Source organism: Shewanella avicenniae (genome assembly GCF_017354945.1).
Classification (GTDB): Bacteria; Pseudomonadota; Gammaproteobacteria; order Enterobacterales; family Shewanellaceae; genus Shewanella; species Shewanella avicenniae.
In genome coordinates, this window is the sequence record NZ_CP071503.1 from 1,725,787 (window position 1) to 1,749,349 (window position 23,563).

Here is a 23,563-nt window from a genome sequence, read left to right on the forward strand (position 1 = left end):
TCCAACGCAAGGTGATTCATAGATGATTGTGGTGCTATGTACAATATTATGTATTGTTAATGGAATAGCATGTTCAGTTATTGTCTTACCAAGACTCAGCCAGTCGATATCCCATCACCTTGCAGAATTACGTTTAAAGCTAAACCTCATATCAGTCGGTTACTTTTACTTGAATCGCTGAACCAACCTTTATGTGAGTTGATTGTGGTCAGCGCCGTGTCGCCGCATCAGCAGCTAAGGCTGAGAGTTCAGTCTGTGTTTGAGCTAAACATCCAACCCCTGACAATGAGCATCATAGGTGATGTGAGTCGAACCGATGGCCAAGGGCTTCGTATTTATCATGCACTTAATCGGCGCAAAATCTCGGCACTTGCAGCGCTAGAACAAGGTGTCTGCGTTGATGTGATTCCTACTTCCGCCTTGCAGTTTCGCTTGCAGACGGCCAACTTTGAGTTAGTTAATTTGGAAGATGACCAACATCTCGCGCTAGAACCAGCAGAGGTCATAATGGCGAAGACTGTACTTGCGCGGACATTAGATTATACTGCCGACCCTCAATTGATGGCCTGCGAACTCAATGAATTGGTGCAATCTGAGCAAAATTTGCATCATTTAGTCGCTCGGTTGGGTTTAGGGCAGGCCGCAGAGCCTTTGAATTCCGTACTAAGGTTGCAACGGCAGTTAGAGAGCAAACGTACTTGGTTATTTCGGCAATACTGTCATCAATTAGAGCGGCCTAATTGGGCCAGCAGTGCGAATGGTGAATCTGGTACTGAGCTGGTGCGCCGGCTGGCGTTATACGAGATGTTAGCGTCAGACGAACTTAAATCAGTAGACAATATGATGGCCGAAGACGATATCGCCGCGTCAGGCTAATAAAAAGGTTTTTCATGCAGTTTCTATGTCCTATCTGTCAGCAGTTATTGAATGCACATAACAGCAGTTGGCAATGCGCCAATCGACATCACTTTGATGTAGCGAAAGAGGGCTACATCAATCTGTTACCTGTTAATAAAAAGCACAGTAAAGACCCGGGTGACAGTAAAGAGATGATGGCCGCGCGGCGGTTATTTTTGGAAAGCGGACATTACCAGCCGTTAATTGAACGGATAATCGCGTTGGTACAGCAATTTGATTTAAAACCAACGGCTACGCTGGATATTGGTTGCGGAGAAGGCTACTACAGTTCAAGGCTTTTCAAACAAGTTCAGGGTGACTTTGTCGGTATCGACATTTCCCGCTCAGCGGTGCGTTATGCGGCGAAACGTTATGCGGAGATTCAATTTGCCGTAGCAAGCGCGTTTGATTTGCCGCTCGCTGACGATGAATTTGACCTCATTCTGCGTATCTTTGCCCCAGGGAGTGACCAACAGATTGCGCGGGTGTGCAAAGAGAATGGCATCTTTATCAATGTAAGTGCTGGGCCGAAGCATCATTTTGCGGTGAAAAAGCTGATTTACGATGAGCCCAGATTGCATCCAGAGCGCGACACTCAACTCGTTGGATTCAACAAAATCCATCAAGAGCGGTTGCAATGGAACATGACACTGCCTGCAGGCGAAATTTGTGCCGCATTTTTGCAAATGACACCTTATGCGTGGAAGTTTTCTGAACAGCAAAAAAACGAGTTAAAACAAGCGGGATTAATTTGCGAAATAGATTTTAACATCGAGATTTTTAAAAAAAGTCGTTAAATAAACACAAAGTCGAATTGCAATAAATTATTCGGATTAAATTCCCCTCAAAATAGCGCTGATAGAGTGAAGTTTGTTGACTTATTTTTGGAATGATTTATAGTCAGGTCAGCTTGAAAGTTGGGCTTATTTTTATGTATTCAATTCGACTGGGTCGTCCTGTAAACATAAGTAATACCGGCATTTTCAGCTCCACCGCCGCAAAGGCTTTACGTATTGTTTTATTTACAGGATATAGACTATGTCTCAAGTAACTGGTGTTGTTAAGTGGTTTAACTCTGACAAAGGTTTTGGTTTCATCGCTCAAGAAGCGGGTCCAGACGTTTTCGTTCACTTCCGTGCTATCGTTGCTGATGGTTTCAAAACTTTGGACGAAGGTCAAAAAGTTAGCTTCACTGTGACTCAAGGCCAGAAAGGTCCTCAAGCTGAAAACGTTCAAATTATCGGCTAATAGGCAAAATTTCTGAAAACGCGGAGCAAATGCTCCGCGTTTTTTATTGTCTTTTTAAAATAGAACGTTATTGGCAAATTAATTTTAAATTAATTAGTTGCGTTAGTTATTGGGAAAATTTTTCCTGTCTTCTGCGGTTGCCCCTTCATGGCATTCGCCTCTAATTTCGGCACGGTCTCTTAGAACCACGCGCGACAACTCAAAATATTGATCATGACAGTAAGCTGACTTTTTTAACGCTTGCTCAAGCAGGGTAATCAACTGTGCTTCCAACGGATTTTCGGCGTCTTTAGTCATGCGTTGACGACGATCTATTGCTTTGGGCTCACTTGAGTGTTGGTTGGGCGACATCGCTTTACCCATGGCGGCTGGCCGCAACACGGTATAGCGAAAAAGCTTAGTGCCATCCGCTAAAATTTGTGTAGCAAAATCTTGCTCGATAGGACCAAGGTCAATCGGATCTGGTTGGCTTGAACAACTGCTGAGAGCAATTACAGCGGCAACAAGCGCCGTCAGTTTAATGCGGTTTGGCACGGTATGAGTTCACTTTGCTATGATTGCGGCTTGGACCATGTAGTCTAAGCCATTAATGGTAATGCTCTAGTTGTACCTGATTATCCGCAAGCTGACTAGTTAGCTGTCATCTGCCATTGCAACAGTCGAGTAGGAAATGGCCGCAATGACCGCGCCAGTAGGATCTTTTATCCAACAAAAACGGCCAATTTTAGGAATATCTTCCGGACCGTAAATAATTTCACCGCCCAGTGACTTGGCGTTGATGGCGACTTCGTCAACATCATTTACTGTGATGTAGCCTGTCCAAGTACTCGGCATTTCAGGGGTGAGGCTTTCAGTAATGCCTCCAATGTTTACACCTTCGTTCTCAATCAAATAGTAATGTCCATGGGGCAGTTCAAGGGTGCTGAAGTTCCAGCCAAACACCTTGCTGTAGAACCTAATCGCTTCCGCTGGATTAGTACAAGTGAGTTCATGCCAGCTTAAACTACCGTGGGTATTAAACGGTGAGACCATAGCAACTTCCCGTTAGATGATAACTGTATTGAGTGTAGTTCACTGTTATCCTGCTCGAATAAAAACTCGGTAAAATGACAGGCTTATGTTGACGACAATAATCTCATTGCTAACATTGCCATGGCGTTTTATTGGAGGAGTATCTGCGTTGTCCCAAGTCAAATCTGCGTCCCATTGTGTCAATATGAGCTTAGTAACTAACCTAATCGCGTTTGTGGTGTTAGTGATTGGGATCGTCGTCGACAGTGCTATCTGTTTGAGTGTGGGGTTATTTGCGTTATCTGGTGCGATAACAAACTGGTTAGCGGTGTATATGTTGTTTGAACGTGTTCCCGGGCTTTATGGCTCTGGTGTTATCCCCGCGCGATTTGAAGCGTTTAAATCTGCCATTAGCACCATGATGATGGAACAATTTTTCTCTCTAGAAAACATCGATAAATTCATTCGCAATAAAAATGCGGCGCCAAAGCTAGATGTGGCCGCCTTACTCAGCAAAATTGATTTAGCGCCCGCCTTTGACGCGCTGGTGGCGACAGTGGCCCAATCCTCATTGGGGAGCATGTTGGCCATGTTTGGTGGTGCTGATGCCTTGACGCCGTTAAAGCAGCCATTCATTGAAAAAATGCAGGATTCGCTACGAGACATTGCCGATGGCGAGGAGTTTGCTGGACTATTGCGCCAGCAACTTGAACAGCCAAATGTAATGGCGAACATGCGTGAGCAAATCCAACTTATCGTTGACCAACGTCTAGCAGAATTAACCCCTAAACTGGTTAAAGATATTGTGCAGCGGATGATCCGCGAGCACCTCGGATGGCTAGTAGTATGGGGCGGCGTGTTTGGTGGTTTGATTGGTTTGGTCAGCGGTATTATTCAACAACTGTAAGGAGTGCTTATGCCTCATGTGATCATCGAGTATTCAGCCAATGTTGCGGATGAACTGGATATTGCTGAATTGGTTCAAACGGCGCACAAAGCTGCGATTGCGACTGGACTGTTTAATCCAGATGCAGTTAAAAGCAGGGCGCATCAGTGTCATCATTTCACCTTAGGCACCGGCAAAATTGACAGTTTTATTCATATCAATGTGCGGATGTTGCCAGGCCGTACCTTGGAGCAGCAACAACTGCTGACTCAAACCCTGTTTGATGCGGTTAATGCCTTTGCGCCTGCGGTTGGCGGCTTATCGGTTGAGACGACCGACCTCGCCAGCGAAAGCTATCGCAAAAAGTAGGCTTTCACACGTGAAGTCTTTGGATTATTCCGACCAAGATTGCCGTTCGCCTTGTGTGCGCAACTGCTGTTTGGACGACAATGATATCTGTTTAGGCTGCGGTCGCAGCCTAACGGAGATCCGTGATTGGCATGATGCTTCAAACGCAGAAAAACTCACTATCTTGCGTAACAGTCGCCTACGATTGTCACAACGCAAATTTTCGACTGGCGAGTAGCTCATCGTCGAGTGTTACACCGAATTAATTGTTTTTACTCACCAGTTAGACCTTGAATCAGTGTTAACTATTGCGGCATATCTTAAAAGTTCTAGATTTTATCACTATCAGGCAGTTTGATAATTTATTGCTGATTAAATAATAACCAGTTAACTCCGTCTCCCTTGAAAACAAAATTAGTTACCCCATCTAATTATTGTGGCAGCGAAGAGCGCTACCACAAATCCAAAAGACCGTGCCATTGGGCGGTCATATCTCAACTAGGGTGCGAAACTTCGGCCCGGAAAATTTTACATATTGCTTACGAGGATATGAGTATGCGTAATTATGATTTAACTCCACTTTATCGCAGTGCCATTGGTTTTGATCGTCTGGCTCGTATGGCAGAAAATGCTGCCGCCAACAATGGTAATGCAGGCTACCCTCCGTACAACATCGAACTTCTCGGTGACAACCAATATCGCATCACTATGGCGGTTGCAGGGTTTGCCATGGAAGAGTTGGAGATCACCAGCGAAGGTGAAAAACTGGTGGTAAAAGGCACTAAAGCTGAGCAACAACCGGAGCGTCAATACCTGTATCAAGGCATTGCCGAACGCGGATTTGAGCGTACATTCCAGTTGGCTGACTACGTCACTGTATCGGGCGCCCATCTCGAAAACGGCTTGTTGAATATCGACTTAGTGCGTGAAATTCCCGAGGCGATGAAACCTCGCAAAATTGAGATCGGCTCAGGTAAAGTATTGGAAGCCGAACTGCAAAGCGAATAAGCTAAGCGCATTCGCGTCGTACAAAGCCAGTCTTCGTGACTGGCTTTGTCGTTTAATCCCTTTTTAAAAATGAGGTGGCTATGTCTCACGAGTCGTTGCTTTGTTATCACACTACTGCGGTGTTAACTGGCACTGAGTTTACAGAGCAGTTTTCGCAGTTGCTCAATGACACGTCCAGTTGGTTGAGATTCACGGTTAGCCAAGGCAACGTTTGCGTTTATAAAGACGGTGAAACTATCGTGCTAAGCCACGCCAACCCGAGCAATGAGATCGCTACTAACGCATTGGGCGATGAAGTGAGCACTTCCGATGACGCGCTAATACAAGTTGATTGTATGTGTACTGCTGAAGATTACTATGCGAAGAAATACCAACTGACCCGCACACATTCTGAAGTGATTGCCGCATTACCTTATTTGCACGGCGGCAAAGCATTAGATTTGGGCTGTGGTAATGGTCGCAACAGCTTGTATTTGAAGTTGAACGACTTTGAGCTGCAGGGCTATGATCGCAACGAGCTTAGTGTTGCCAATTTGAATCGCATCATCGCCGCGGAACAGTTATCGGGGATCAATGCGGCAGTTCAAGATCTTTCTTCATTACAAATCACCGGCGAATATGATTTTATACTGTCGACAGTGGTGATGATGTTTCTGCAGCCTGAAACTGTGCCACAACTGATTGCGCAGATGCAGCAGCACACTAAAAGCGGTGGTTTGAATTTGATTGTGTCGGCGATGGATACCGCAGACTATCCATGTACGGTAGGGTTCCCGTTCCGTTTTAAAGAGAACGAACTGCTTAACTACTACGCCGGTTGGGACATAGTGAAATACAACGAAAACGTTGGCGAATTGCATAAACTCGACGAGCAAGGAAACCGGATTAAACTTCGGTTTGCAACAATCTTGGCGCGTAAATGCTGAGTTTTTGATGCTGTCATTCATTAAAAAACCCGCTTTACTTGAGCAAGTAGCGCGGGTTTTGTCTTCTAAGCCGAAATGAATTACTGCACGTTTTCCAAGTCGCCGAATTGACCGACGAACAGTGGTGAAGTCAAATAACGTTCTGCGGCGGATGGCAGGATGACAACAATCTGTTTACCAGCAAACTCTGGTAATTCAGAGATGCGGTTCGCGGCTACAACTGCAGCACCTGAAGAGATACCCACAAGAATACCTTCTTCCTTCATCAAGCGATGCGCCATTGCGATGGCTTCATCACTGGTCACAGGTTCAACGCGGTCAATAAGTTCCAGATCTAGGTTGCCCGGAATAAACCCAGCGCCAATACCTTGGATTTTGTGCGGGCCTGGTTGTACAGGCTGACCCGCTAGGGTTTGGGCGATAACCGGTGATTCTGCTGGCTCAACAGCTACAGAAGTAATTGCTTTACCTTGCACTTTCTTAATATAGCGGCTGATACCAGTAATAGTACCGCCAGTACCCACGCCTGCGACGATGACATCAACATTACCATCGGTGGCATCCCAAATTTCAGGACCGGTAGTTTTCTCGTGGATCTCTGGGTTCGCAGGGTTAGAGAACTGCTGCAGAATAATATATTTTTCTGGGTCGGCTTGACGCAGTTCTTCTGCTTTTTCAATCGCGCCTTTCATGCCTTTTGCGCCTTCAGTTAGCACTAGGTTAGCGCCAAGTGCTTTTAGCAGCTTACGACGTTCTAGGCTCATGGTATTCGGCATGGTCAGGGTAAGTTTATAACCGCGGGCTGCTGCTACATAGGCAAGCGCAATACCGGTATTGCCTGAAGTTGGCTCAATCAGTTCCTTGTCTTTAGTGAGCAGGCCTTTCTTCTCAGCGTCCCAAATCATGTTGGCACCGATACGGCATTTTACGCTGAAGCTTGGGTTACGGGATTCAACTTTGGCTAGCACATTGCCGTTGCTAACACGATTTAAACGCACCAAAGGCGTGTTACCGATGGTATATGAATTGTCTTCGAAGATTTTGCTCATAGCTCAATAGCTCCTTGAATTTTTCACTACTAAGCATAATGCTCGTAGCGATGATGAGAAGTGAAACTTTGATCTTGTATATTCTATTTGGTTATTAGGTTTTAGTTAGTTATGTCAATAGTCAGCAATAGCAGCGGTCGTGGGTCATTTCTATTGAAGTAACACCATTAGATAGGACTAATTGGTGAATAGTTAACATGAGAAAATCGAGCCCAGTTCACATTATTATTACTCAAAATATTCACACGCTCATAAGATAACAGGTACTATGAAATGTGGTGAAGTACGCAGCTATCACCAGTAGGATGTTGTTTTCCTCTGTATCACGTTCGATACTCAGCGCTGATATGTTTGACAAGGAAGCTCGCATGTCACTAAGTACCAAATTTTTGATTGCGGTACTCTTTGTTTTCCTCGCCGGATTTGGGCTGATACAGCTGCTGATGTATCACCATATTAAGCATGAAACAGAGCAAGAACTGCTAGAGTCAGCAGACCGAGTCAGATCAGTGCTGATGTCAGTGCGACGGATATATCAGCACCAATTTTTAGAGAGCGGCTTACCGCTCAACCATGACACCATTGGCTTTCTACCCGCACATGCCCTCGGTAAAATTTCGCGCGATCTGAGTAACTGGAACAATTCTGGTTTTTCATTTAACAACGTTTCCGATCAACCTCGTAATCCGTTACATGCCGCTGATGCCGTTGAGCAACAAGCAATTGACTTTTTTCGACGTAACCCCACTGTCGAAACCCACTTCATGCCTTTTGAAAATGCCGCGGGCGAGCTGTTTTATCATTATGCTAAACCCATATGGGTTGAAGCATATTGCCTCAATTGTCACGGCAGCAAAGCAACCGCACCCGAAACCATCAAAGATACCTATGATTCCGCTTATGATTATAAAGTCGGTGATTTACGCGGCATTATCAGTATTAAAGTCCCCGGTAAACGGGTGAAAGACAGCATCAAGCATATGTTTGGTATTCAATTGGGGTGGATGGGCGCTTCAAGTGTGCTGGTGGCGTTAATTGTGCTTTGGTTATTGCGCCGCAACGTGATCAAACCGCTCGGTAGTTTACGTGAAGCAATGCGACAAATTCAGATTGGCTCATCTCATGGCCCGATGTTGCTCAACAGCTTACCGCGAGAATTCATCGATATTGCGAAAACCTTTAATGAGATGACCTCTAGTATGGCCTCTAAGGACACGGCGCTCATTGAAAGTGAACTGCGCTATCGCAAGTTGGTGCAGTTGGCGCAAGAAGGGGTGATTCAAACCGATGCCAAGGGCAACATTGCCTATTGGAACAAAGGCGCTGAAAAGATTTTTGGCTATAGCGAGAAAGAAATTCAAGGCAAACCGATTTCAGTATTAGTGCCATATGATTCGCGCGCTAAACATCATGCTGGGATGCAAAGTACATTTGATAGCAGCATGCAGCCATTCGTCGGTAAGATTGTTGAAGTGCCCGCGCTGCGTAAAAACGGTTCTGAAATTCGGGTGGAATTATCGATAACCAGCTGGATGATGAAGTACGACGCCGTCTATGTAGCGGTTATTCGTGATGTAACTGAACGTAAACAGGCAGAAGAGCAGATCCGCCATCTGGCTTTTTACGATTCACTGACGAACTTGCCCAATCGCCGTATGCTGATGGATCAGTTCCGTATCGAGTTGGAAACCAGTGTTGAAACCGGCCAGTACGGGGCGGTATTGATGGCGGATCTTGATAACTTTAAAGCACTGAATGATACCTGTGGCCATGGTATGGGTGATCTGTTACTGATTGAGGTTGCACGGCGGATGAAGAATGCCGTGTCAGCCTCACACACAGTGGCGCGTCTTGGTGGTGATGAATTTATTATTTTGATGGATAGCCTTGGCACGGATCGCAAGCGAGCGTATCAAGAAGCGTTAGATATCGCACGAACCGTCAAAAGCCGAATTCTGCAGCCGTATCGCTTAGCTAGCGAGCTAACCGATTACAGCTGTACCGTCAGTATCGGCGTGGCTTTGTTCCAAGGGGATAAAGAATCAATCGACATGTTAATGACCCATGTGGACATGGCGCTTTATAAGGCAAAAGATGCCGGGCGGGATGTGATTAAATTCTTCGACAATAGTATTCAGCAAGAGATTGCCCAACGTCACGTCATCGAAAGTGCCTTAAGACGAGCAGAGTCGTTAAATCAATTTGTGCTTTATTATCAGCCACAAACTGATGCGAATGGCCGTTTGGTGGGTACCGAAGCTTTGATTCGTTGGTTTAAAGAAGACAATAAAATGGTGTCTCCAGGCGAATTTATTCCTGTGGCTGAGCAATCCGGCTTAATCGAAATGATTGGTAGTTGGGTGATTAATGCCGCGTGTCTACAAATTGTCGCTTGGGAGGCAGCAGGTATTCCCCCTGAAATAAAAGTCGCGGTTAACGTTAGCGCGCATCAATTTGGTCATGTGAATTTTGTGTCGGAATTGCTGATGTCGCTGTCTATCACTGGAGCCGATCCGTCGCGGCTTAAAATTGAACTGACTGAAAGTGCCATTTTGCAAGATATTGAGGTGGCCAAAGAAAAAATCCTCAGGCTAAAAGCGGCTGGTATTCGCTTCTCCTTAGATGATTTCGGCACGGGATACTCTTCTCTGTCGTACTTAAAACAGCTTCCAGTTGATCAGTTGAAAATTGACCAATCATTCGTGCGTGATATTACCGAAGATGAAAGTGATGCCGCCATCGTGCAAGCGATTTTGGCGATTTGCGTATCACTGGATATAGAAGCAATTGCAGAAGGGGTGGAGACAGAAGAACAACTTCAGTTTTTACTGAAACATGGCTGTCGCCGCTTCCAAGGATACTTCTTCGGTAAACCTATGCCAGCATGTGAGTTAGAAGAGCTCTTTTTTACTGATTTAAAACAGAAAATTATCAGTTAATAACGCCCTGTTGCCAGGGCGTCAACAGCTAACATGTTATTCGGGCGCCACTCGCGCGTTGCGATAAACCTCGCGGTATTTATCAACCCACATTGCCGTTGCGCCACAGATGGCCACCGGCATTACGATAAAATTCACTATCGGAATCATTGAAAACAACGTGGCGGCCACGCCGAAACTCATGCTGCTGCCTTTAGTTTGCTTAAGGGCAAACTTCATATCGTTAAAGGGCACCTTATGGTTATCAAACGGGTAATCGCAGTATTGAACTGCCATCATCCAAGCACTGAATAAAAACCAAATAATTGGAAACAGCGTTTGGCCAACCAGCGGAATGAAGAACAAAATCAATACCAGCAGTGCGCGCGGCAGGTAGTACTTGAGCTTTTGCCACTCGCGCCCAAACACTCTCGGCAAATCTTTGATGGCATCCATTGCCCCGCCAGTATTTAGCGGTTTTCCGGTGAGCAATTGTTCGACTTTTTCGGCCAATAAGCCGTTAAATGGCGCGGCTATCCAGTTCATGATGGAGCTGAACACAAAGGAAAACACCACTAACAGTGCGAGAATCACTAGTGGCCATAATACAAAGCTAATCCAATCAAGCCAGCTAGGTACCGATTTATCTACCCAATGCATTAACTCGGACAGGTAGTTAACTGCTAACACTAATGCACCTGAAAATAGCAGCAAATTGACGAGTAACGGCACCACCACAAACCGCCGTAATCCTGGGCGACGGATCAGACTAAAGCCATCCATAAAATATTGAATGCCGCTTTTGGCGGCATTAGGGGTCGACAACATAATACGCTCCCTAAACATGCTTAAAATGAAGTCATGATTGTGATGAACTGCACGTGGTAACACAAGCAAAATGGTGCGTTAAATCTAAAAAAAGGTTACAAAATACAGCAGCTTTGTTAAAGTGAATTCACAACTATAATCGGCGTTATTTCAGCTTTCTGACGTCAATAATCACTTCATCTACGCGATTGGCATTCGGCAACTCATGAGACTAAAACAGATAAAACTTGCTGGCTTTAAGTCGTTTGTCGATGCAACCAAAATTCCTTTTCTCAATCCGCTTACTGCCGTTATCGGCCCTAATGGCTGTGGTAAATCCAATGTGATTGATGCCGTGCGTTGGGTGTTGGGGGAAAGCTCTGCAAAAAATCTGCGGGGCGACTCGTGGGCGGATGTGATTTTTAACGGTTCTAACGGTCGTAAGCCAGTATCAGTTGCCAGTGTTGAGTTGGTATTTGATAACACCGAAGGCCGTATTGGTGGCCAATTTGCAAATTACAATGAGATTGCGGTCAAGCGCCAAGTGTCGCGCGACGGCGATAATCTCTACTTCCTTAATGGGCAAAAATGTCGCAAGAAAGATATCACCGATATCTTTATGGGCACCGGCCTTGGACCGCGAAGCTACGCCATCATCGGTCAAGGCACGATTTCACGATTGATTGAGTGTAAACCGCAAGAGCTGCGAGTTTTTATTGAAGAAGCTGCGGGGATCTCTCGCTATAAAGAGCGGCGCAGAGATACCGAAAACCGAATCCGACATACCCGCGATAATTTGGAGCGCTTAGGCGACATTCGTGCTGAGCTGGGCAAACAGCTAGATAAGTTGACCTTACAAGCCGATGCCGCGCGCCGTTACCGTGAATACAAGCAGCAGGAGCGTAGCTTAAATGCGCAGCTGCTGGTGATGCGCTATCTAGAGCTACAACAACTCGCTGATGCAGAAAATAGTGAAATTTTCAGGCTCGAAACTGAATTGGCAAAGGTGCAGGCGTTGGCTGAACAAGCCTCGTTACAGCTTACCGAGCTCAAACTGCAACGAGATGACTTGGACGACCTAGAGCAGCGCCAAGTTGCGCAGTTTTATCAATCCAATACCGACATTGCCAAAGCCGAACAACAGATTGCCTTTTTAAAAGACCGAGATCAGCAATTAGCACAGACTCAGCAAAGACTGCAAACTCAGTTAGCTCAGGCCAGCGAACGCCATCAACATGCCAGTGCAGAACTGAGTAACTTACAGATAAGACATCAACAATTTGAACCTCTGCAGCAACAAGCGGAAGAGTTGCATTGGGAGCTTTCATCTCAGCAGGAGCAATTGGACGAGCGATTACAGCAGCTCGATGGCAATTGGCGAAAAGCGCGCGTATTAGCCATTGAGCTCAAGCATAAGCAAGAGTTGGACGCGACCAAAGAGCAGCATCTAAAGCAGCAACTGGGGCGTGACCAAGAACAACTCCAGCGAATGTTGCAGCGCTCAAGTGACGTCGCGCCAGTAGCAGAAAATGCTTTAGCCGCGCAACTTGCACAGGCCAAGCAACAGCGAGATGAGACATCACACGCGTTGCAGCAGGCAGACTCGGATTATCAGCTGCAGTTGTGTGAGCAACAGCAGCAGCGGCAGGCAGTTGACAGTGCACGAGAGGCGTTAACCAGCTTACGCCAGCGTCAGCAACTCATCAGCCGTTGGCTCGCTTCACAACAGGCACAGACAGATAGTGGCGGCCAACAGCTTTGGCAACAGTTGCAGGTCGATACCGGGTGGGAAGCCGCTGTCGAATACTGGCTCAAACCGCTGTTACAGCGCCAATGGTCGGACGCCGCTGTTGAAGGGTTCAGCGCACAATCGACTAAGCATTGGGGCCCCATCAGTGCGGCGGCAAATTTAACACCTTGGTTAGGTCGCTGGTTGTTTGCTGAGTCTTTGACTGACGCTGAGCAACTGCTACCAAGTTTGGCAGCTGACCAGCTTATTCTATGTAAAAATGGTCGTTTATTGGGACATGGCTGTGTGCTCTCGATGGCAGATCAACTTGGCGATTCATTAATGGCGATGCGTGCCGAACTCGATGAAGTAGAGCAAGCATTGCCACAAGCTACCCAAGCATTAGAATCCGCCTCACTAAAGCTTTCACTGGCCGATGACGCGGTAGCTGTCGCTTTAGTGCAGCAGCAAGCACTCGCAGCCGCGGTGCAACAAGCGCAACTCGCGTGCTCAAAAGTCGAATTATTGATGGCCAATGCTGCACAACAAGCCAAGCTAGAGGCTGAAAGGCAACAGCAATTGCAGCATGAACGGCAGATTTTGCAGGAGCGTATTGCTGCAGCGGAGTTCGAGCTCGAAGCATTGATTGAGGCGCAGTTTAGTGCCGATGATGCCTTGTATGAAAAGCAAGAGCAGGAGCGGCGGCTGGAAGCTCAGCACAATGAGCTACAGATGCAGCGTAATACGCTCAAATCACAGGTGCAGGAAAGCGAACGCAAAAGTCGTGAATTGAGCCGGCAACTACATGAATTAACCACTGCAATTGCCTTGCAACAGCAGCAGCTCGATCAAGCGGAGCAACAACAAACTGAATTACGCGCTCAGCTTGAGAGCTTGATCCCGCAGCATTTAGCCGTTCAAGATGCACAGCAGGTGGACACACTTGAACAGCAGTTGCAGCAGCTGCTGCAAATCCAACAACAACAGCAGCAAGCGTTAGAACAGACGCGGGCTCAGCAAGCTGAGTTACAAAAGTTGTACGATCAAGTAGCAATCAAGCAAAAACAACAGCTTGCTGAGGCAGAGCACTTGACTCAATCGATCAGCACGTTAAAGTTACGTCGCGAAGGTTTAAAAGGGCAGGCTGAGAGTCAACTGGTATTGTTGAGCGAACAGCAGGTCCGTTTGGCTGAGGTTACGGAACAACTGCCCCACGATGCCACAATCGATAAGTGGCACAAAGATTTAGAAAATGTGCGTGGTAAAATCACCCGCCTTGGGGCGATTAACCTTGCGGCGATTGATGAATATGAGCAACAAAAGCAGCGCAAGCAGTATCTAGACGAACAAGATCATGATTTAACCCAAGCACTGAATAGTTTAGAGGAAGCGATTCGCCGTATCGATCGTGAGACTCGAACCCGTTTTAAAACCACCTTTGATCAGGTGAACCAAGGCTTAGGAGAGTTATTTCCCAAAGTCTTTGGCGGTGGTAGCGCCTATTTAGCCTTGACTGATGATGATTTATTGGAAACCGGTGTAACCATTATGGCGCGGCCACCGGGTAAAAAGAACAGCACGATTCACCTACTTTCCGGTGGAGAAAAGGCGTTGACCGCTTTATCATTGGTCTTTGCAATTTTTAGGTTGAACCCAGCGCCATTTTGTATGTTAGATGAAGTAGATGCGCCGCTGGATGATGCGAACGTCGATAGATTTTGCCGTCTGCTGCAGGAGATGTCGGATAGCGTACAGTTTATTTATATCAGCCATAACAAAATTACCATGGAGATGGCCGATCAGTTGATTGGTGTGACCATGCATGAACCAGGTGTATCGCGTATTGTAGCGGTGAATATTGAAGAAGCCGTCGCGATGGCAGATGCCGGATAACCACAGGAATTTACAGGTCAGCAATGGAAGATTTACAGCCCGTTTTGATTGTATTGAGTGCGATAGCCATTATCGCAGTACTTGCCCACGGCTTTTGGTCTATCCGTAAACAGCAACCCAAGGGGTTTAAAGAATCGCCGCTCAATGGATTAGCGCGCGATGAAGCCAAAACGCGTGAAGCAGGACATTCGCGTGACCGCGATGGTTTTGATGCTGAAGGTGTGGGTGAAGTGCGGGTGCGTAAAATGACCGCCGATGATCGGCCGCCTAAATTGAAAACCACGAAACGACCAAAACCTGCAGCACCAGTGGCGAAACAAGCGGTAAAACCTGTTGAAGCGATAGAACCAACCTTTGAACTGACGAACGATGTCAGTCAGCGTACGCCGAAATCTCAGCGCCAAGAGCCGACAATATTGGTAGAGCCAGAGTTCGAGGTTAAAAAAGTTGCTCAGATGGAACTTGGCTTAGCCACTGACGCAGAGCCAGAGGATATAGAAACAACTGAAGCGGTCGCAGATGCGGATGAAGCGTTACCGCCACCGCGCGATGTATTGGCGCTGCATGTTGTGGCGAAAAACGGCGAGCAGTTAAGTGGTGCTGAGCTGTTGCCTGCATTACTGGCGTTAAATTTCAAATTTGGCGATATGCAGATTTTCCACCGTCATGAAGACAATGCTGGTCATGGTAAAGTGCTGTTCTCGTTAGCCAATATGGTGAAGCCAGGGGTGTTTGATCCCGATAATATGGAACAGTTTACCACTGTTGGGGTTGTGTTATTTATGACGCTGCCTTGCTACGGTGACGCGTTGTTTAACTTCTCCAACATGCTGAATTCGGCGCAGCAGTTGGCTGACGATCTCAATGCAAACTTGCTTGATGGTGAACGCCAGTTGTGGAGTGAACAGATTAAGATGCAATATTTAGCGCGAATTAAAACCAACGCCTGATAGCTGCACGACAAAACATTTGCTGAAGGCCGCGTAACGCGGCCTTTAATTTATCGGACCTAGATATGCCAACAGTTGAACAACAGATTGATGCTCTAATCCAAACCATCAACGAACATAATATTCGCTACTATGTCGATGATAACCCGACAATTCCTGATGCCGAATATGACCGTTTGATGCGGCAATTGAAAGGATTGGAAGCAGAACATCCGGCGTTGCAACGAGCTGATTCACCCAGCCAACGTGTGGGCGGCGCAGCACTTGCTAAATTTGAGCAGGTAGAACATCTGCGGCCGATGCTAAGTCTTGATAACGTGTTTAACGAAGAGGAGTTCACCGCCTTTCATCGTCGTTTGACCGAGCGAGTTGGACCGGTGCAATATTGTTGTGAACCTAAACTTGATGGCTTGGCTGTCAGTTTAGTTTATCGAGATGGCGTATTGGTGCGCGCCGCAACCCGCGGTGATGGGGCTGTCGGCGAGAACATCACTGAAAACGTGCGTACGATTCGCTCAATCCCATTGAAATTACGCGGTGAAGGTTATCCACCTTTACTTGAAGTGCGCGGTGAAGTGTTTATGCCGCGCGCTGCATTTGAAGCGTTAAATGAGCGCGCTAGAGCCCGCAATGAGAAACTGTTTGTTAATCCTCGGAATGCTGCTGCGGGTAGCTTGCGTCAGCTAGACAGTAAGATCACTGCCTCACGTTCGCTGGCATTTTATGCTTATGCCTTAGGTGTGATTGATCCTGACAGCTTTGCAATGGCCGACAGCCATTATGGCCAATTACAGCAACTTAAAACTTGGGGGTTGCCTGTCAGTAGCGAAACTCAGCTCGCCGATGATTTGGCTGGCGTACAGCATTATTACCAAACAATTTTGCAAAAACGGCAGAATCTCGCCTTCGATATCGATGGCGTGGTCTTTAAAGTCAATGAGATTGAAGCGCAGCAGCAGCTTGGTTTTGTAGCGCGCGCCCCGCGTTGGGCCACTGCGTATAAGTTTCCGGCACAAGAGGAGTTGACGCTGCTTGAAGGTGTCGATTTTCAAGTTGGACGTACCGGTGCCGTGACCCCCGTTGCTCGGTTAAAACCGGTATTTGTCGGCGGTGTGACCGTCTCTAATGCCACGTTGCATAACGCCGATGAGATAGAGCGCTTGGGCGTTAAAATTGGCGACACTGTAATTGTACGCCGCGCTGGGGATGTGATCCCGCAAATTGTGGCCGTAGTTTTAGATAAGCGCCCGACGGATGCTGCCGAAATCGTATTCCCACAAGAATGCCCCGTATGTAGTTCCTTGGTTGAGCGGGTTGAGGGTGAAGCCGTGGCGAGATGCAGCGGTGGGCTTTTCTGTGCCGCGCAACGTAAAGAAGCCATTAAACATTTTGCTTCGCGTAAAGCGATGGACGTTGATGGCTTAGGCGACAAAATTGTTGAACAGCTGGTGGATCGCGAATTGGTGAAAAGCCCTGCAGACCTTTACCGTTTGACTGCATCGACGTTAACGACGTTAGAGCGTATGGGGCTGAAATCAGCCACCAATTTGGTTGTGGCAATTCAAGCGTCAAAAACAACTACGCTGGCTAAATTTCTCTATTCACTGGGAATTCGCGAAGTAGGTGAAGCAACTGCTGCGAACTTAGCCAATCACTTTAAAACCTTAGAAGCATTGCAACAGGCCAGTCTGGAGCAATTAATCGAAGTCGAAGATGTGGGCTCTGTGGTTGCACAACATGTGAAGCACTTCTTTGAGCAAAGCCATAATACCGAAGTCATTGAGCAATTGATTGAGACTGGGGTTAGCTGGCCAGCTATCGAAACGCCAAACGAAGAGGCACAACCGCTCAAAGGCCAAACCTGGGTGTTAACCGGCACTTTAACGGCATTAGGGCGCACGGAAGCGAAGGCGAAACTGGAAGCCTTGGGCGCCAAAGTCGCGGGGAGTGTCTCTAAAAATACCGATTGCGTGGTTGCGGGCGAAGCCGCTGGTTCTAAGTTGGCAAAAGCAACTGAGCTTGGCGTCAAAGTGATTGATGAGGCTGAATTGCTGGCGGTGTTGGCGTCATAATGTTTTCTTTTGGGCGTGGCAGTTGAAATCATGGCTGCAGGCGCCCATCTCTAGTTCAACCTCAGCATAATTTTCTTGGAAGCACTATGTTCAGTGTCGAAGATGTTCGTTGGCTTGATGACAAGGGTCATATTCGGCCCCCCTTAGTGCTTTATCTGTTGTTATTATTTATTGCTCGCGGCTGGGTGATCTTCATTCTATCGCTAACCGATGGGAGTGACCGCGCGGCATTGGTGCGCTTTTTCTTTCCTGAACGCAGTGATTTTCTGATTTCTTTAGCTGCCGGTGCAGGTGCGGTGTTGCTATTTTTGTTGGTCACCGCTGAACGACGCCGCAAGCCGCAATGGTTGAGTCATGGCTTTCAGTGGCTACGCCCCATGTTGTTGGTGTTGCTGATAGTGGATGCCGGTTTGTTGTTTTATCGGTTGAAACATAACCACTTTTGGTTTGAATGGTCGATGGCACTTGATGCGCTGTTTCTGTTTTGGTCACTACTTTATCTGCGCGTTTCTCGTCACCTTAAACTCTATTGCCAAGATTGGCGCGGGTAATTTGGCCACAATTTGTAGCTAATTCCTACAATTGTTTGAGCTTTACCAACAAATTGAATGGTTTAGACTTTCGCTTTCATATCAATAAGCTATAGTTTCACTAATTGTCATAATTCCTTTTATCGCCACAATGGGCAGGTGTTTAGGAGCATCAGTGGCCAAAGATACACAAAATCAGTTGCCTGTATCCAAGTTACAGGTGGGCATTACGGTAAAGCTGCCACTGTCTTGGACGGAACATCCATTTCTGTTTAATAAAATCGAGATCAAGTCCTCTGAGCAAATCGAGATGATCAGGCAACTCGGCGTGCCTTATGTACAAGTGCTATCTGGCTTGGAAACATTACCGCCAGATGCATTTGAAATAGAAAAGCCCGTAACCATCGCTGCCGAAGTAGAAGTCGAACAACTGCCAGTGGCCATTGACCAGAGTAAAACTGCTCGCGTGGCATTAAGAAGGAGTCAAAAGCGCTTTATTGATGGCATGAACCAAAGCCGTGTGATGATGAGTAAAGTTGTCAGCGATCCAGAAGGCGCTGTTCGCGAAACTGCGGTGTTGGTTGAAATGATGCTGGAGCATTTATTTGAAACAGAACACTCACGTCTGGCGTTAGTCTCTTCTGGTGAAACTGCGGTCAGTATTACCCAACACGGTATCTCGGTCGCAACGCTGGCATTGGTGATGGCCAAACAACTTGAGCTAACGAAACCACAAATTCGTACTATCGCCACAGGCGCCATTTTGCATGACTTAGGCAAAATGAAAGTGCCTGAGTCTATTCGCCGAAAGCGCTCGGGGCTAACCGCTCACGAAAAGAATTTTTTAGCCATGCACCCCAATTTTGGTTACGACCTGTTGAAGCGTACCGGCCTGTTTTCCGAGGAAGTATTGCATATCGTTTTGCACCACCACGAGTTCTATGATGGCTCCGGCTTCCCTGATGGGTTAAAAGGCGATGCAATTCCAATTGGTACTCAATTAGTTGCGTTAGCAAATGATTTCGATACACAGCTATGGCGCGAAGATATCATTTCGCCGCAAATTGCTTTGGGGTACATGTTTAAAAATCGGGTTGGTATGCACCAACAGTCGTTAATTCAAGTCTTAGTTAAAGTGTTAGGGATTTATCCTCCAGGCACGCTAGTACAATTAAGCGATGGTTTTATTGGGAAAGTGATGCTCACTACCGAGAACGTTGCGAAACCTCAAGTTTGGTCTTGTAAAAAAGATGGCTCTGAGGCGGCATTCCGGTTTTTGATTGATGAGGATGTGACCGTTGAAGCTGCGGTAAAGCCTAATGAGCTATCAGCTGGCGCCACTAAAACCCTTAAATCAAACGATGGCATCAGTTTTTATCTGTGTTGATTCGAGTCTCACAAATCACATTTGGAAAGGTTAAATGAAACGAATAGCAGTCGTTGGATGCGGTTGGTTTGGTCTGCCATTGGCAAAATCGCTGCTTAGCAGTGGCCTTGAGGTACTCGGAACTAAAACCACTCAGGCGGGAGTTGATGCGCTTAATCAACAAGGTATTAAGGGCGAACGACTTTGCTTAGGCGAGGCGGGGACTGCCTCTAGCCTGCAACAGCTGTTAGTGGATGTTGATGCTTTGGTCGTTAATATTCCCCCCGGGCTAAGACGCGGTGAAACCGACTATCTCGACAAGTTACAAGCACTTGTACAGCCGATCCGCGAAAGTCAGGTAAAACTGCTGGTGTATGTGAGCAGCACAGGGGCTTATCCCGACGTTGAGGGACAACTAACTGAACAAGACAGGATTGACGCAGCGGCAGGTAGTAGCGCGGCAATATTGCAACAGGCAGAAATTCTGATGCAATCGTTAACCACAGCAGAGCGAAGAGTAGTGACGGTGCGTTTTGGCGGTTTAGTGGGCGCTGGACGCAATCCCGGACGATTTATGGCCGGTCGAACTGGCTTAGCGAATGGTAGCCATCTCGTTAACCTTGTGCATCTGGAAGATTGTATCGCAGCGGTGACGGCTATCTTACACAGTAAAACAAAACACCATGTATACAATATTGTATCGCCCGCCCATCCTCGAAAAGACCAATTTTATACTGAGGCAGCCCACTCATTAGGTCTTCCCGCACCGCAATTTTTACCTACAGCAAAGGGCGAGGGCAAAGTGGTGCTGGGCAATCTTATTTGTGAAGAACTTGACTTTGATTACCGATACCGTGACGCTAAGTCCTTGTTAGCGTAAGCTGCACACAACAAGGATTAAAGAGGTATCACATGTTGTTTTATCGGCTGTATAAAGTGGTATTGGCAGCAATTGTATTTGCTAGTGTCTTGGCGCCTGTTGACGCCGCAGACTATCAAGAAGGCAAGGATTACCAAGTTGTAGCGGGTATTCCTGAAAATCCAGGTGCTGTGGTTCGAGAGTTTTTCTCTTATAACTGTCCTCATTGTTACCACCAAGACGCCACGTTTAGTGAAACTGCTAAGTTGCTTAAAGATAAGGTGCGTTTTGAACGTACGCCTGTTGGCGTAGGGCGAACTGAATGGGTGATGAGTCAAAAGGCATATTATGTTGCCAATAAATTTAACATCGTTGGCCAAGTCCATAATGAAATTTTTCAGCGCATTCATGAGCAGCACAAACCATTTCAACGTTCACAAGACTTAATCGACTTCTTCACTGCACAAGGTGTTGCCGCAGACGAGTTAACAAAACTCGTGGATTCTGCAGATATCAAACTTGCATTGGCTAACTACGATGCGCAGACACAATTGGCGGGTATTCGCGGTGTGCCGTCTTTGTTGGTCAATGGTAAATACCTGTTGCTTAACCATTCAAAAGATCCACAAGCGTTGGCAAATCTGATCCAATTCCTTGCCCAGCAATAATATTTTGTCTTTCTATTAAGCCGGTTTTAAACCGGCTTTTTTCATTTTTTAGCCCTGCATCTTATCGACATTGGTCTAACGCAAGCCTGCATTGATCTATATCAATAAACCCTTACTTAAACGTTAACTGATTAAATAATATCGGTATTTTTACAATGTTACGTTTACGTAAACAAATGGTTAGACTAAGGTCGCGATTGTGAGCTACCTCGCGATTGCTAGATTAAGTGTGACTTATTTGCACAAAAGGGGAAGTCAAGATGGGCTTTGATAGCAACGAGAAGGCACTGAGTTACTGGCGTGAAAACTTACGTCTAGTGCTGGGACTTTTGGCAGTCTGGTTCGCCGTGTCCTATGGCTGTGGGATTTTACTTGCTGACATGTTAAACGAAATTCATTTTATGGGCTTTAAATTGGGTTTTTGGTTTGCACAGCAAGGTTCCATATATGTGTTCGTCGCGCTGATTTTCGTCTATGCGTACAAAGCGAACGCCTTAGATAAAAAATATAACGTACACGAAGACTAAGGGAGCTGAAAATGAGCGTTCAAGCATTAACCTTTTTGATCGTGGGGCTGTCGTTCGCGCTCTACATCGGTATCGCGATTTGGACGCGTGCCGGATCAACCAAAGATTTCTATGTTGCAGGCGGTGGTGTTCCACCTGTGATGAACGGTATGGCAACTGCTGCTGACTGGATGTCTGCTGCATCGTTCATCTCAATGGCTGGTATTATCTCTTTCGTCGGCTACGACGGTAGTGTGTACTTGATGGGCTGGACTGGCGGTTACGTACTCTTGGCATTGTGTATGGCGCCATACCTACGTAAGTTCGGTAAGTTCACTGTGCCTGACTTCATCGGTGAGCGTTACTACTCGCAAACTGCACGTGTGGTAGCGGTTGTTTGCGCTATCTTCATCTGCTTCACCTACATTGCAGGTCAGATGCGTGGGGTGGGTGTAGTATTCTCTCGCTTCTTGGAAGTTGACGTAGATACTGGTGTGTATATCGGTATGTGTGTGGTGTTCTTTTATGCGGTATTAGGCGGCATGAAAGGGATTACCTACACTCAGGTTGCCCAATATTGCGTATTGATTTTCGCCTTCATGGTGCCAGCAATCTTCATCTCTGTGATGATGACTGGTCACGTTATTCCTCAGATTGGCTTCGGTTCAACCGTAGTCGATGCCGCTGGCAACGATACTGGGGTTTATCTGCTTGAGAAGTTAGATGGACTTTCCACTCAGCTAGGGTTTAGTGAGTATACCCAAGGCAACAAGAGTACCATCGACGTATTTGCGATCACTGCAGCGCTGATGGTGGGTACCGCAGGTTTGCCACACGTAATCGTACGTTTCTTCACTGTACCACGTGTTAAAGATGCGCGTACCAGTGCGGGTTGGGCATTGGTGTTCATTGCAATCCTGTACACCACAGTACCAGCCGTATCCGTATTCTCTCGTGTAAATATGATTGAAACGATCAACGGTGCTGATGGTAAAGGTGTTGCTCACGCTACCGCACCTGATTGGATTAAAAACTGGGAACGTACTGGTCTTATCAAGTGGAACGACAAGAATGGCGATGGTTTGATGTTCTACGGTAAAGGCAAGATCGATGACAACTCTACCAATGAGATGAAAATCGATAATGACATTATCGTATTAGCAACGCCTGAAATTGCTGACTTACCAGCGTGGGTCATCGCGTTGGTTGCGGCAGGGGGCTTGGCGGCAGCATTGTCAACGTCTGCAGGTCTGTTGTTGGTAATTTCTACATCGGTATCGCACGACTTACTGAAAAAGAATTTCATGCCGGATCTGACGGATAAGAAGGAATTGATGTATGCCCGTGCTGCGGCGGCAATCGGTATCGTAATTGCAGGCTACTTTGGTATCAACCCGCCTGGATTCGTGGCTGCGGTGGTAGCATTCGCCTTCGGCTTAGCTGCGTCCTCACTGTTCCCTGCAATTGTTATGGGTATCTTCTCTAAGCGTATGAATAAAGAAGGTGCAGTTGCCGGTATGGTGTTGGGCTTAGGTTTCACTGCGGCATACATTGTTTACTTCAAGTTCATCAACCCAGCGGCAAACGTTCCTGCCAACTGGCTGTTCGGTATCTCACCAGAGGGTATCGGTATGGTAGGTATGATTGTGAACTTTGTCGTGGCTGTTGTAGTCAGCAAGATGACTGCAGATGTACCTGATGATGTGAAAGCGATGGTCGAATCGATTCGCTTCCCGAAAGGTGCGGGCGAGGCGTCAGGTCACTAATCACCTCGATGTAGATTGTCAAAATGAAGAAAGGCGCTTTAAGCGCCTTTCTTGTTTGCTGCAGAAATGGATCGGCAATTCCAATCAACCAGACTAAGCGCACGGGCAAACATAGCTTGATGCTTT

General features: G+C 46.8%; 22 protein-coding genes. 18 read left to right on the plus strand and 4 right to left on the minus strand.

Going from position 1 to position 23,563, the window contains the following annotated elements; all coding sequences use genetic code 11:
- Positions 1-69 precede the first annotated feature (69 nt).
- The 3 genes from JYB87_RS07620 (at position 70) to JYB87_RS07630 (ending at position 2,145) form a co-directional block, all read left to right on the plus strand.
- Complete coding sequence (locus tag JYB87_RS07620; protein WP_207356269.1) at positions 70-876, plus strand: hypothetical protein; 807 nt, start codon at positions 70-72, stop codon at positions 874-876.
- A 14-nt stretch (positions 877-890) separates the two neighbouring features.
- Complete coding sequence (gene rlmA / locus JYB87_RS07625) at positions 891-1,694, plus strand: 23S rRNA (guanine(745)-N(1))-methyltransferase (protein WP_207356270.1); 804 nt, start codon at positions 891-893, stop codon at positions 1,692-1,694.
- Between the two features lie 241 nt (positions 1,695-1,935).
- Positions 1,936-2,145: a cold-shock protein gene (locus JYB87_RS07630; protein ID WP_207356271.1), complete on the plus strand. Its 210-nt coding sequence runs from the start codon at positions 1,936-1,938 to the stop codon at positions 2,143-2,145.
- Between the two features lie 102 nt (positions 2,146-2,247).
- On the opposite strand, the gene JYB87_RS07635 is transcribed toward JYB87_RS07630, so the two are convergent.
- Both JYB87_RS07635 and JYB87_RS07640 read right to left on the minus strand, forming a co-directional pair.
- Entirely contained in the window at positions 2,248-2,679 is a 432-nt protein-coding gene (locus tag JYB87_RS07635) for a hypothetical protein (protein ID WP_207356272.1), read from the minus strand.
- Positions 2,680-2,778: 99 nt separating this feature from the next.
- Complete coding sequence (locus JYB87_RS07640; RefSeq protein ID WP_207356273.1) at positions 2,779-3,177, minus strand: VOC family protein; 399 nt, start codon at positions 3,175-3,177, stop codon at positions 2,779-2,781.
- Positions 3,178-3,361: 184 nt separating this feature from the next.
- On the opposite strand from JYB87_RS07640, the gene JYB87_RS07645 reads away from it, so the two are divergent.
- From JYB87_RS07645 to tehB, 5 genes are all read left to right on the plus strand, one after another.
- Entirely contained in the window at positions 3,362-4,063 is a 702-nt protein-coding gene (locus JYB87_RS07645) for a DUF445 domain-containing protein (protein WP_207356274.1), read from the plus strand.
- Positions 4,064-4,072: 9 nt separating this feature from the next.
- Complete coding sequence (locus JYB87_RS07650; protein ID WP_207356275.1) at positions 4,073-4,411, plus strand: 5-carboxymethyl-2-hydroxymuconate Delta-isomerase; 339 nt, start codon at positions 4,073-4,075, stop codon at positions 4,409-4,411.
- 10 nt (positions 4,412-4,421) lie between these two features.
- Positions 4,422-4,628, plus strand: coding sequence for a DUF1289 domain-containing protein (locus JYB87_RS07655; RefSeq protein ID WP_228729971.1), 207 nt, complete (start codon positions 4,422-4,424; stop codon positions 4,626-4,628).
- A gap of 317 nt (positions 4,629-4,945) precedes the next feature.
- Positions 4,946-5,398 carry an Hsp20 family protein gene (locus JYB87_RS07660; RefSeq protein WP_207356277.1) on the plus strand — a complete coding sequence of 151 codons (453 nt, stop codon included), beginning with the start codon at positions 4,946-4,948 and terminating at the stop codon, positions 5,396-5,398.
- Positions 5,399-5,478: 80 nt separating this feature from the next.
- Entirely contained in the window at positions 5,479-6,324 is an 846-nt protein-coding gene (gene tehB, locus JYB87_RS07665; protein WP_207356278.1) for an SAM-dependent methyltransferase TehB, read from the plus strand.
- A gap of 80 nt (positions 6,325-6,404) precedes the next feature.
- Here the strand turns inward: tehB and cysK are convergent, their stop codons facing one another.
- A complete protein-coding gene (gene cysK, locus JYB87_RS07670; RefSeq protein WP_207356279.1) occupies positions 6,405-7,373 on the minus strand; it encodes a cysteine synthase A in 969 nt (322 codons plus the stop codon).
- 368 nt (positions 7,374-7,741) lie between these two features.
- Between cysK and JYB87_RS07675 the strand changes: the two genes are divergently transcribed.
- A complete protein-coding gene (locus JYB87_RS07675; RefSeq protein ID WP_207356280.1) occupies positions 7,742-10,312 on the plus strand; it encodes an EAL domain-containing protein in 2,571 nt (856 codons plus the stop codon).
- A 36-nt stretch (positions 10,313-10,348) separates the two neighbouring features.
- Here JYB87_RS07675 and cysZ read toward each other — a convergent pair whose 3' ends face one another.
- Positions 10,349-11,119, minus strand: a complete 771-nt coding sequence (cysZ, locus tag JYB87_RS07680) for a sulfate transporter CysZ (protein WP_407695835.1) — start codon at positions 11,117-11,119, stop codon at positions 10,349-10,351.
- Between the two features lie 205 nt (positions 11,120-11,324).
- On the opposite strand from cysZ, the gene JYB87_RS07685 reads away from it, so the two are divergent.
- The 9 genes from JYB87_RS07685 to JYB87_RS07725 all read left to right on the plus strand — a co-directional run bounded on the left by JYB87_RS07685 (position 11,325) and on the right by JYB87_RS07725 (position 23,437).
- Complete coding sequence (locus tag JYB87_RS07685; RefSeq protein WP_207356282.1) at positions 11,325-14,720, plus strand: chromosome segregation protein SMC; 3,396 nt, start codon at positions 11,325-11,327, stop codon at positions 14,718-14,720.
- Between the two features lie 23 nt (positions 14,721-14,743).
- Positions 14,744-15,670 carry a cell division protein ZipA gene (gene zipA / locus JYB87_RS07690; protein ID WP_207356283.1) on the plus strand — a complete coding sequence of 309 codons (927 nt, stop codon included), beginning with the start codon at positions 14,744-14,746 and terminating at the stop codon, positions 15,668-15,670.
- A gap of 65 nt (positions 15,671-15,735) precedes the next feature.
- On the plus strand, positions 15,736-17,742 hold the full coding sequence (ligA, locus tag JYB87_RS07695) for an NAD-dependent DNA ligase LigA (protein WP_207356284.1): 2,007 nt from the start codon (positions 15,736-15,738) through the stop codon (positions 17,740-17,742).
- 86 nt (positions 17,743-17,828) lie between these two features.
- Positions 17,829-18,293 (plus strand): DUF2919 domain-containing protein, encoded by a 465-nt coding sequence (locus tag JYB87_RS07700; RefSeq protein ID WP_207356285.1) that lies wholly within the window; start codon positions 17,829-17,831, stop codon positions 18,291-18,293.
- A gap of 154 nt (positions 18,294-18,447) precedes the next feature.
- Positions 18,448-19,659: an HD-GYP domain-containing protein gene (locus JYB87_RS07705; RefSeq protein ID WP_207356286.1), complete on the plus strand. Its 1,212-nt coding sequence runs from the start codon at positions 18,448-18,450 to the stop codon at positions 19,657-19,659.
- A gap of 34 nt (positions 19,660-19,693) precedes the next feature.
- On the plus strand, positions 19,694-20,518 hold the full coding sequence (locus JYB87_RS07710; protein WP_207356287.1) for an NAD-dependent epimerase/dehydratase family protein: 825 nt from the start codon (positions 19,694-19,696) through the stop codon (positions 20,516-20,518).
- A 32-nt stretch (positions 20,519-20,550) separates the two neighbouring features.
- Positions 20,551-21,165 (plus strand): thiol:disulfide interchange protein DsbA/DsbL, encoded by a 615-nt coding sequence (locus JYB87_RS07715; protein ID WP_207356288.1) that lies wholly within the window; start codon positions 20,551-20,553, stop codon positions 21,163-21,165.
- A gap of 260 nt (positions 21,166-21,425) precedes the next feature.
- Positions 21,426-21,692, plus strand: a complete 267-nt coding sequence (locus JYB87_RS07720; RefSeq protein ID WP_207356289.1) for a DUF4212 domain-containing protein — start codon at positions 21,426-21,428, stop codon at positions 21,690-21,692.
- Between the two features lie 11 nt (positions 21,693-21,703).
- Positions 21,704-23,437, plus strand: a complete 1,734-nt coding sequence (locus tag JYB87_RS07725; RefSeq protein ID WP_207356290.1) for a sodium:solute symporter family protein — start codon at positions 21,704-21,706, stop codon at positions 23,435-23,437.
- Positions 23,438-23,563: the final 126 nt, after the last annotated feature.

Bases quoted from the DNA above. Each gene is read 5' to 3' on its own strand.
- JYB87_RS07720 (WP_207356289.1), top strand. From the start codon at position 21,426: ATGGGCTTTGATAGCAACGAGAAGGCACTGAGTTACTGGCGTGAAAAC.
- JYB87_RS07645 (WP_207356274.1), top strand. From the start codon at position 3,362: ATGAGCTTAGTAACTAACCTAATCGCGTTTGTGGTGTTAGTGATTGGG.
- rlmA (WP_207356270.1), top strand. From the start codon at position 891: ATGCAGTTTCTATGTCCTATCTGTCAGCAGTTATTGAATGCACATAAC.
- JYB87_RS07630 (WP_207356271.1), top strand. From the start codon at position 1,936: ATGTCTCAAGTAACTGGTGTTGTTAAGTGGTTTAACTCTGACAAAGGT.
- JYB87_RS07725 (WP_207356290.1), top strand. From the start codon at position 21,704: ATGAGCGTTCAAGCATTAACCTTTTTGATCGTGGGGCTGTCGTTCGCG.
- JYB87_RS07700 (WP_207356285.1), top strand. From the start codon at position 17,829: ATGTTCAGTGTCGAAGATGTTCGTTGGCTTGATGACAAGGGTCATATT.
- JYB87_RS07640 (WP_207356273.1), bottom strand. From the start codon at position 3,177: ATGGTCTCACCGTTTAATACCCACGGTAGTTTAAGCTGGCATGAACTC.
- zipA (WP_207356283.1), top strand. From the start codon at position 14,744: ATGGAAGATTTACAGCCCGTTTTGATTGTATTGAGTGCGATAGCCATT.
- JYB87_RS07650 (WP_207356275.1), top strand. From the start codon at position 4,073: ATGCCTCATGTGATCATCGAGTATTCAGCCAATGTTGCGGATGAACTG.
- JYB87_RS07620 (WP_207356269.1), top strand. From the start codon at position 70: ATGTTCAGTTATTGTCTTACCAAGACTCAGCCAGTCGATATCCCATCA.
- JYB87_RS07715 (WP_207356288.1), top strand. From the start codon at position 20,551: ATGTTGTTTTATCGGCTGTATAAAGTGGTATTGGCAGCAATTGTATTT.
- ligA (WP_207356284.1), top strand. From the start codon at position 15,736: ATGCCAACAGTTGAACAACAGATTGATGCTCTAATCCAAACCATCAAC.
- JYB87_RS07660 (WP_207356277.1), top strand. From the start codon at position 4,946: ATGCGTAATTATGATTTAACTCCACTTTATCGCAGTGCCATTGGTTTT.
- cysK (WP_207356279.1), bottom strand. From the start codon at position 7,373: ATGAGCAAAATCTTCGAAGACAATTCATATACCATCGGTAACACGCCT.
- cysZ (WP_407695835.1), bottom strand. From the start codon at position 11,119: ATGTTGTCGACCCCTAATGCCGCCAAAAGCGGCATTCAATATTTTATG.
- JYB87_RS07710 (WP_207356287.1), top strand. From the start codon at position 19,694: ATGAAACGAATAGCAGTCGTTGGATGCGGTTGGTTTGGTCTGCCATTG.
- JYB87_RS07685 (WP_207356282.1), top strand. From the start codon at position 11,325: ATGAGACTAAAACAGATAAAACTTGCTGGCTTTAAGTCGTTTGTCGAT.
- JYB87_RS07675 (WP_207356280.1), top strand. From the start codon at position 7,742: ATGTCACTAAGTACCAAATTTTTGATTGCGGTACTCTTTGTTTTCCTC.
- tehB (WP_207356278.1), top strand. From the start codon at position 5,479: ATGTCTCACGAGTCGTTGCTTTGTTATCACACTACTGCGGTGTTAACT.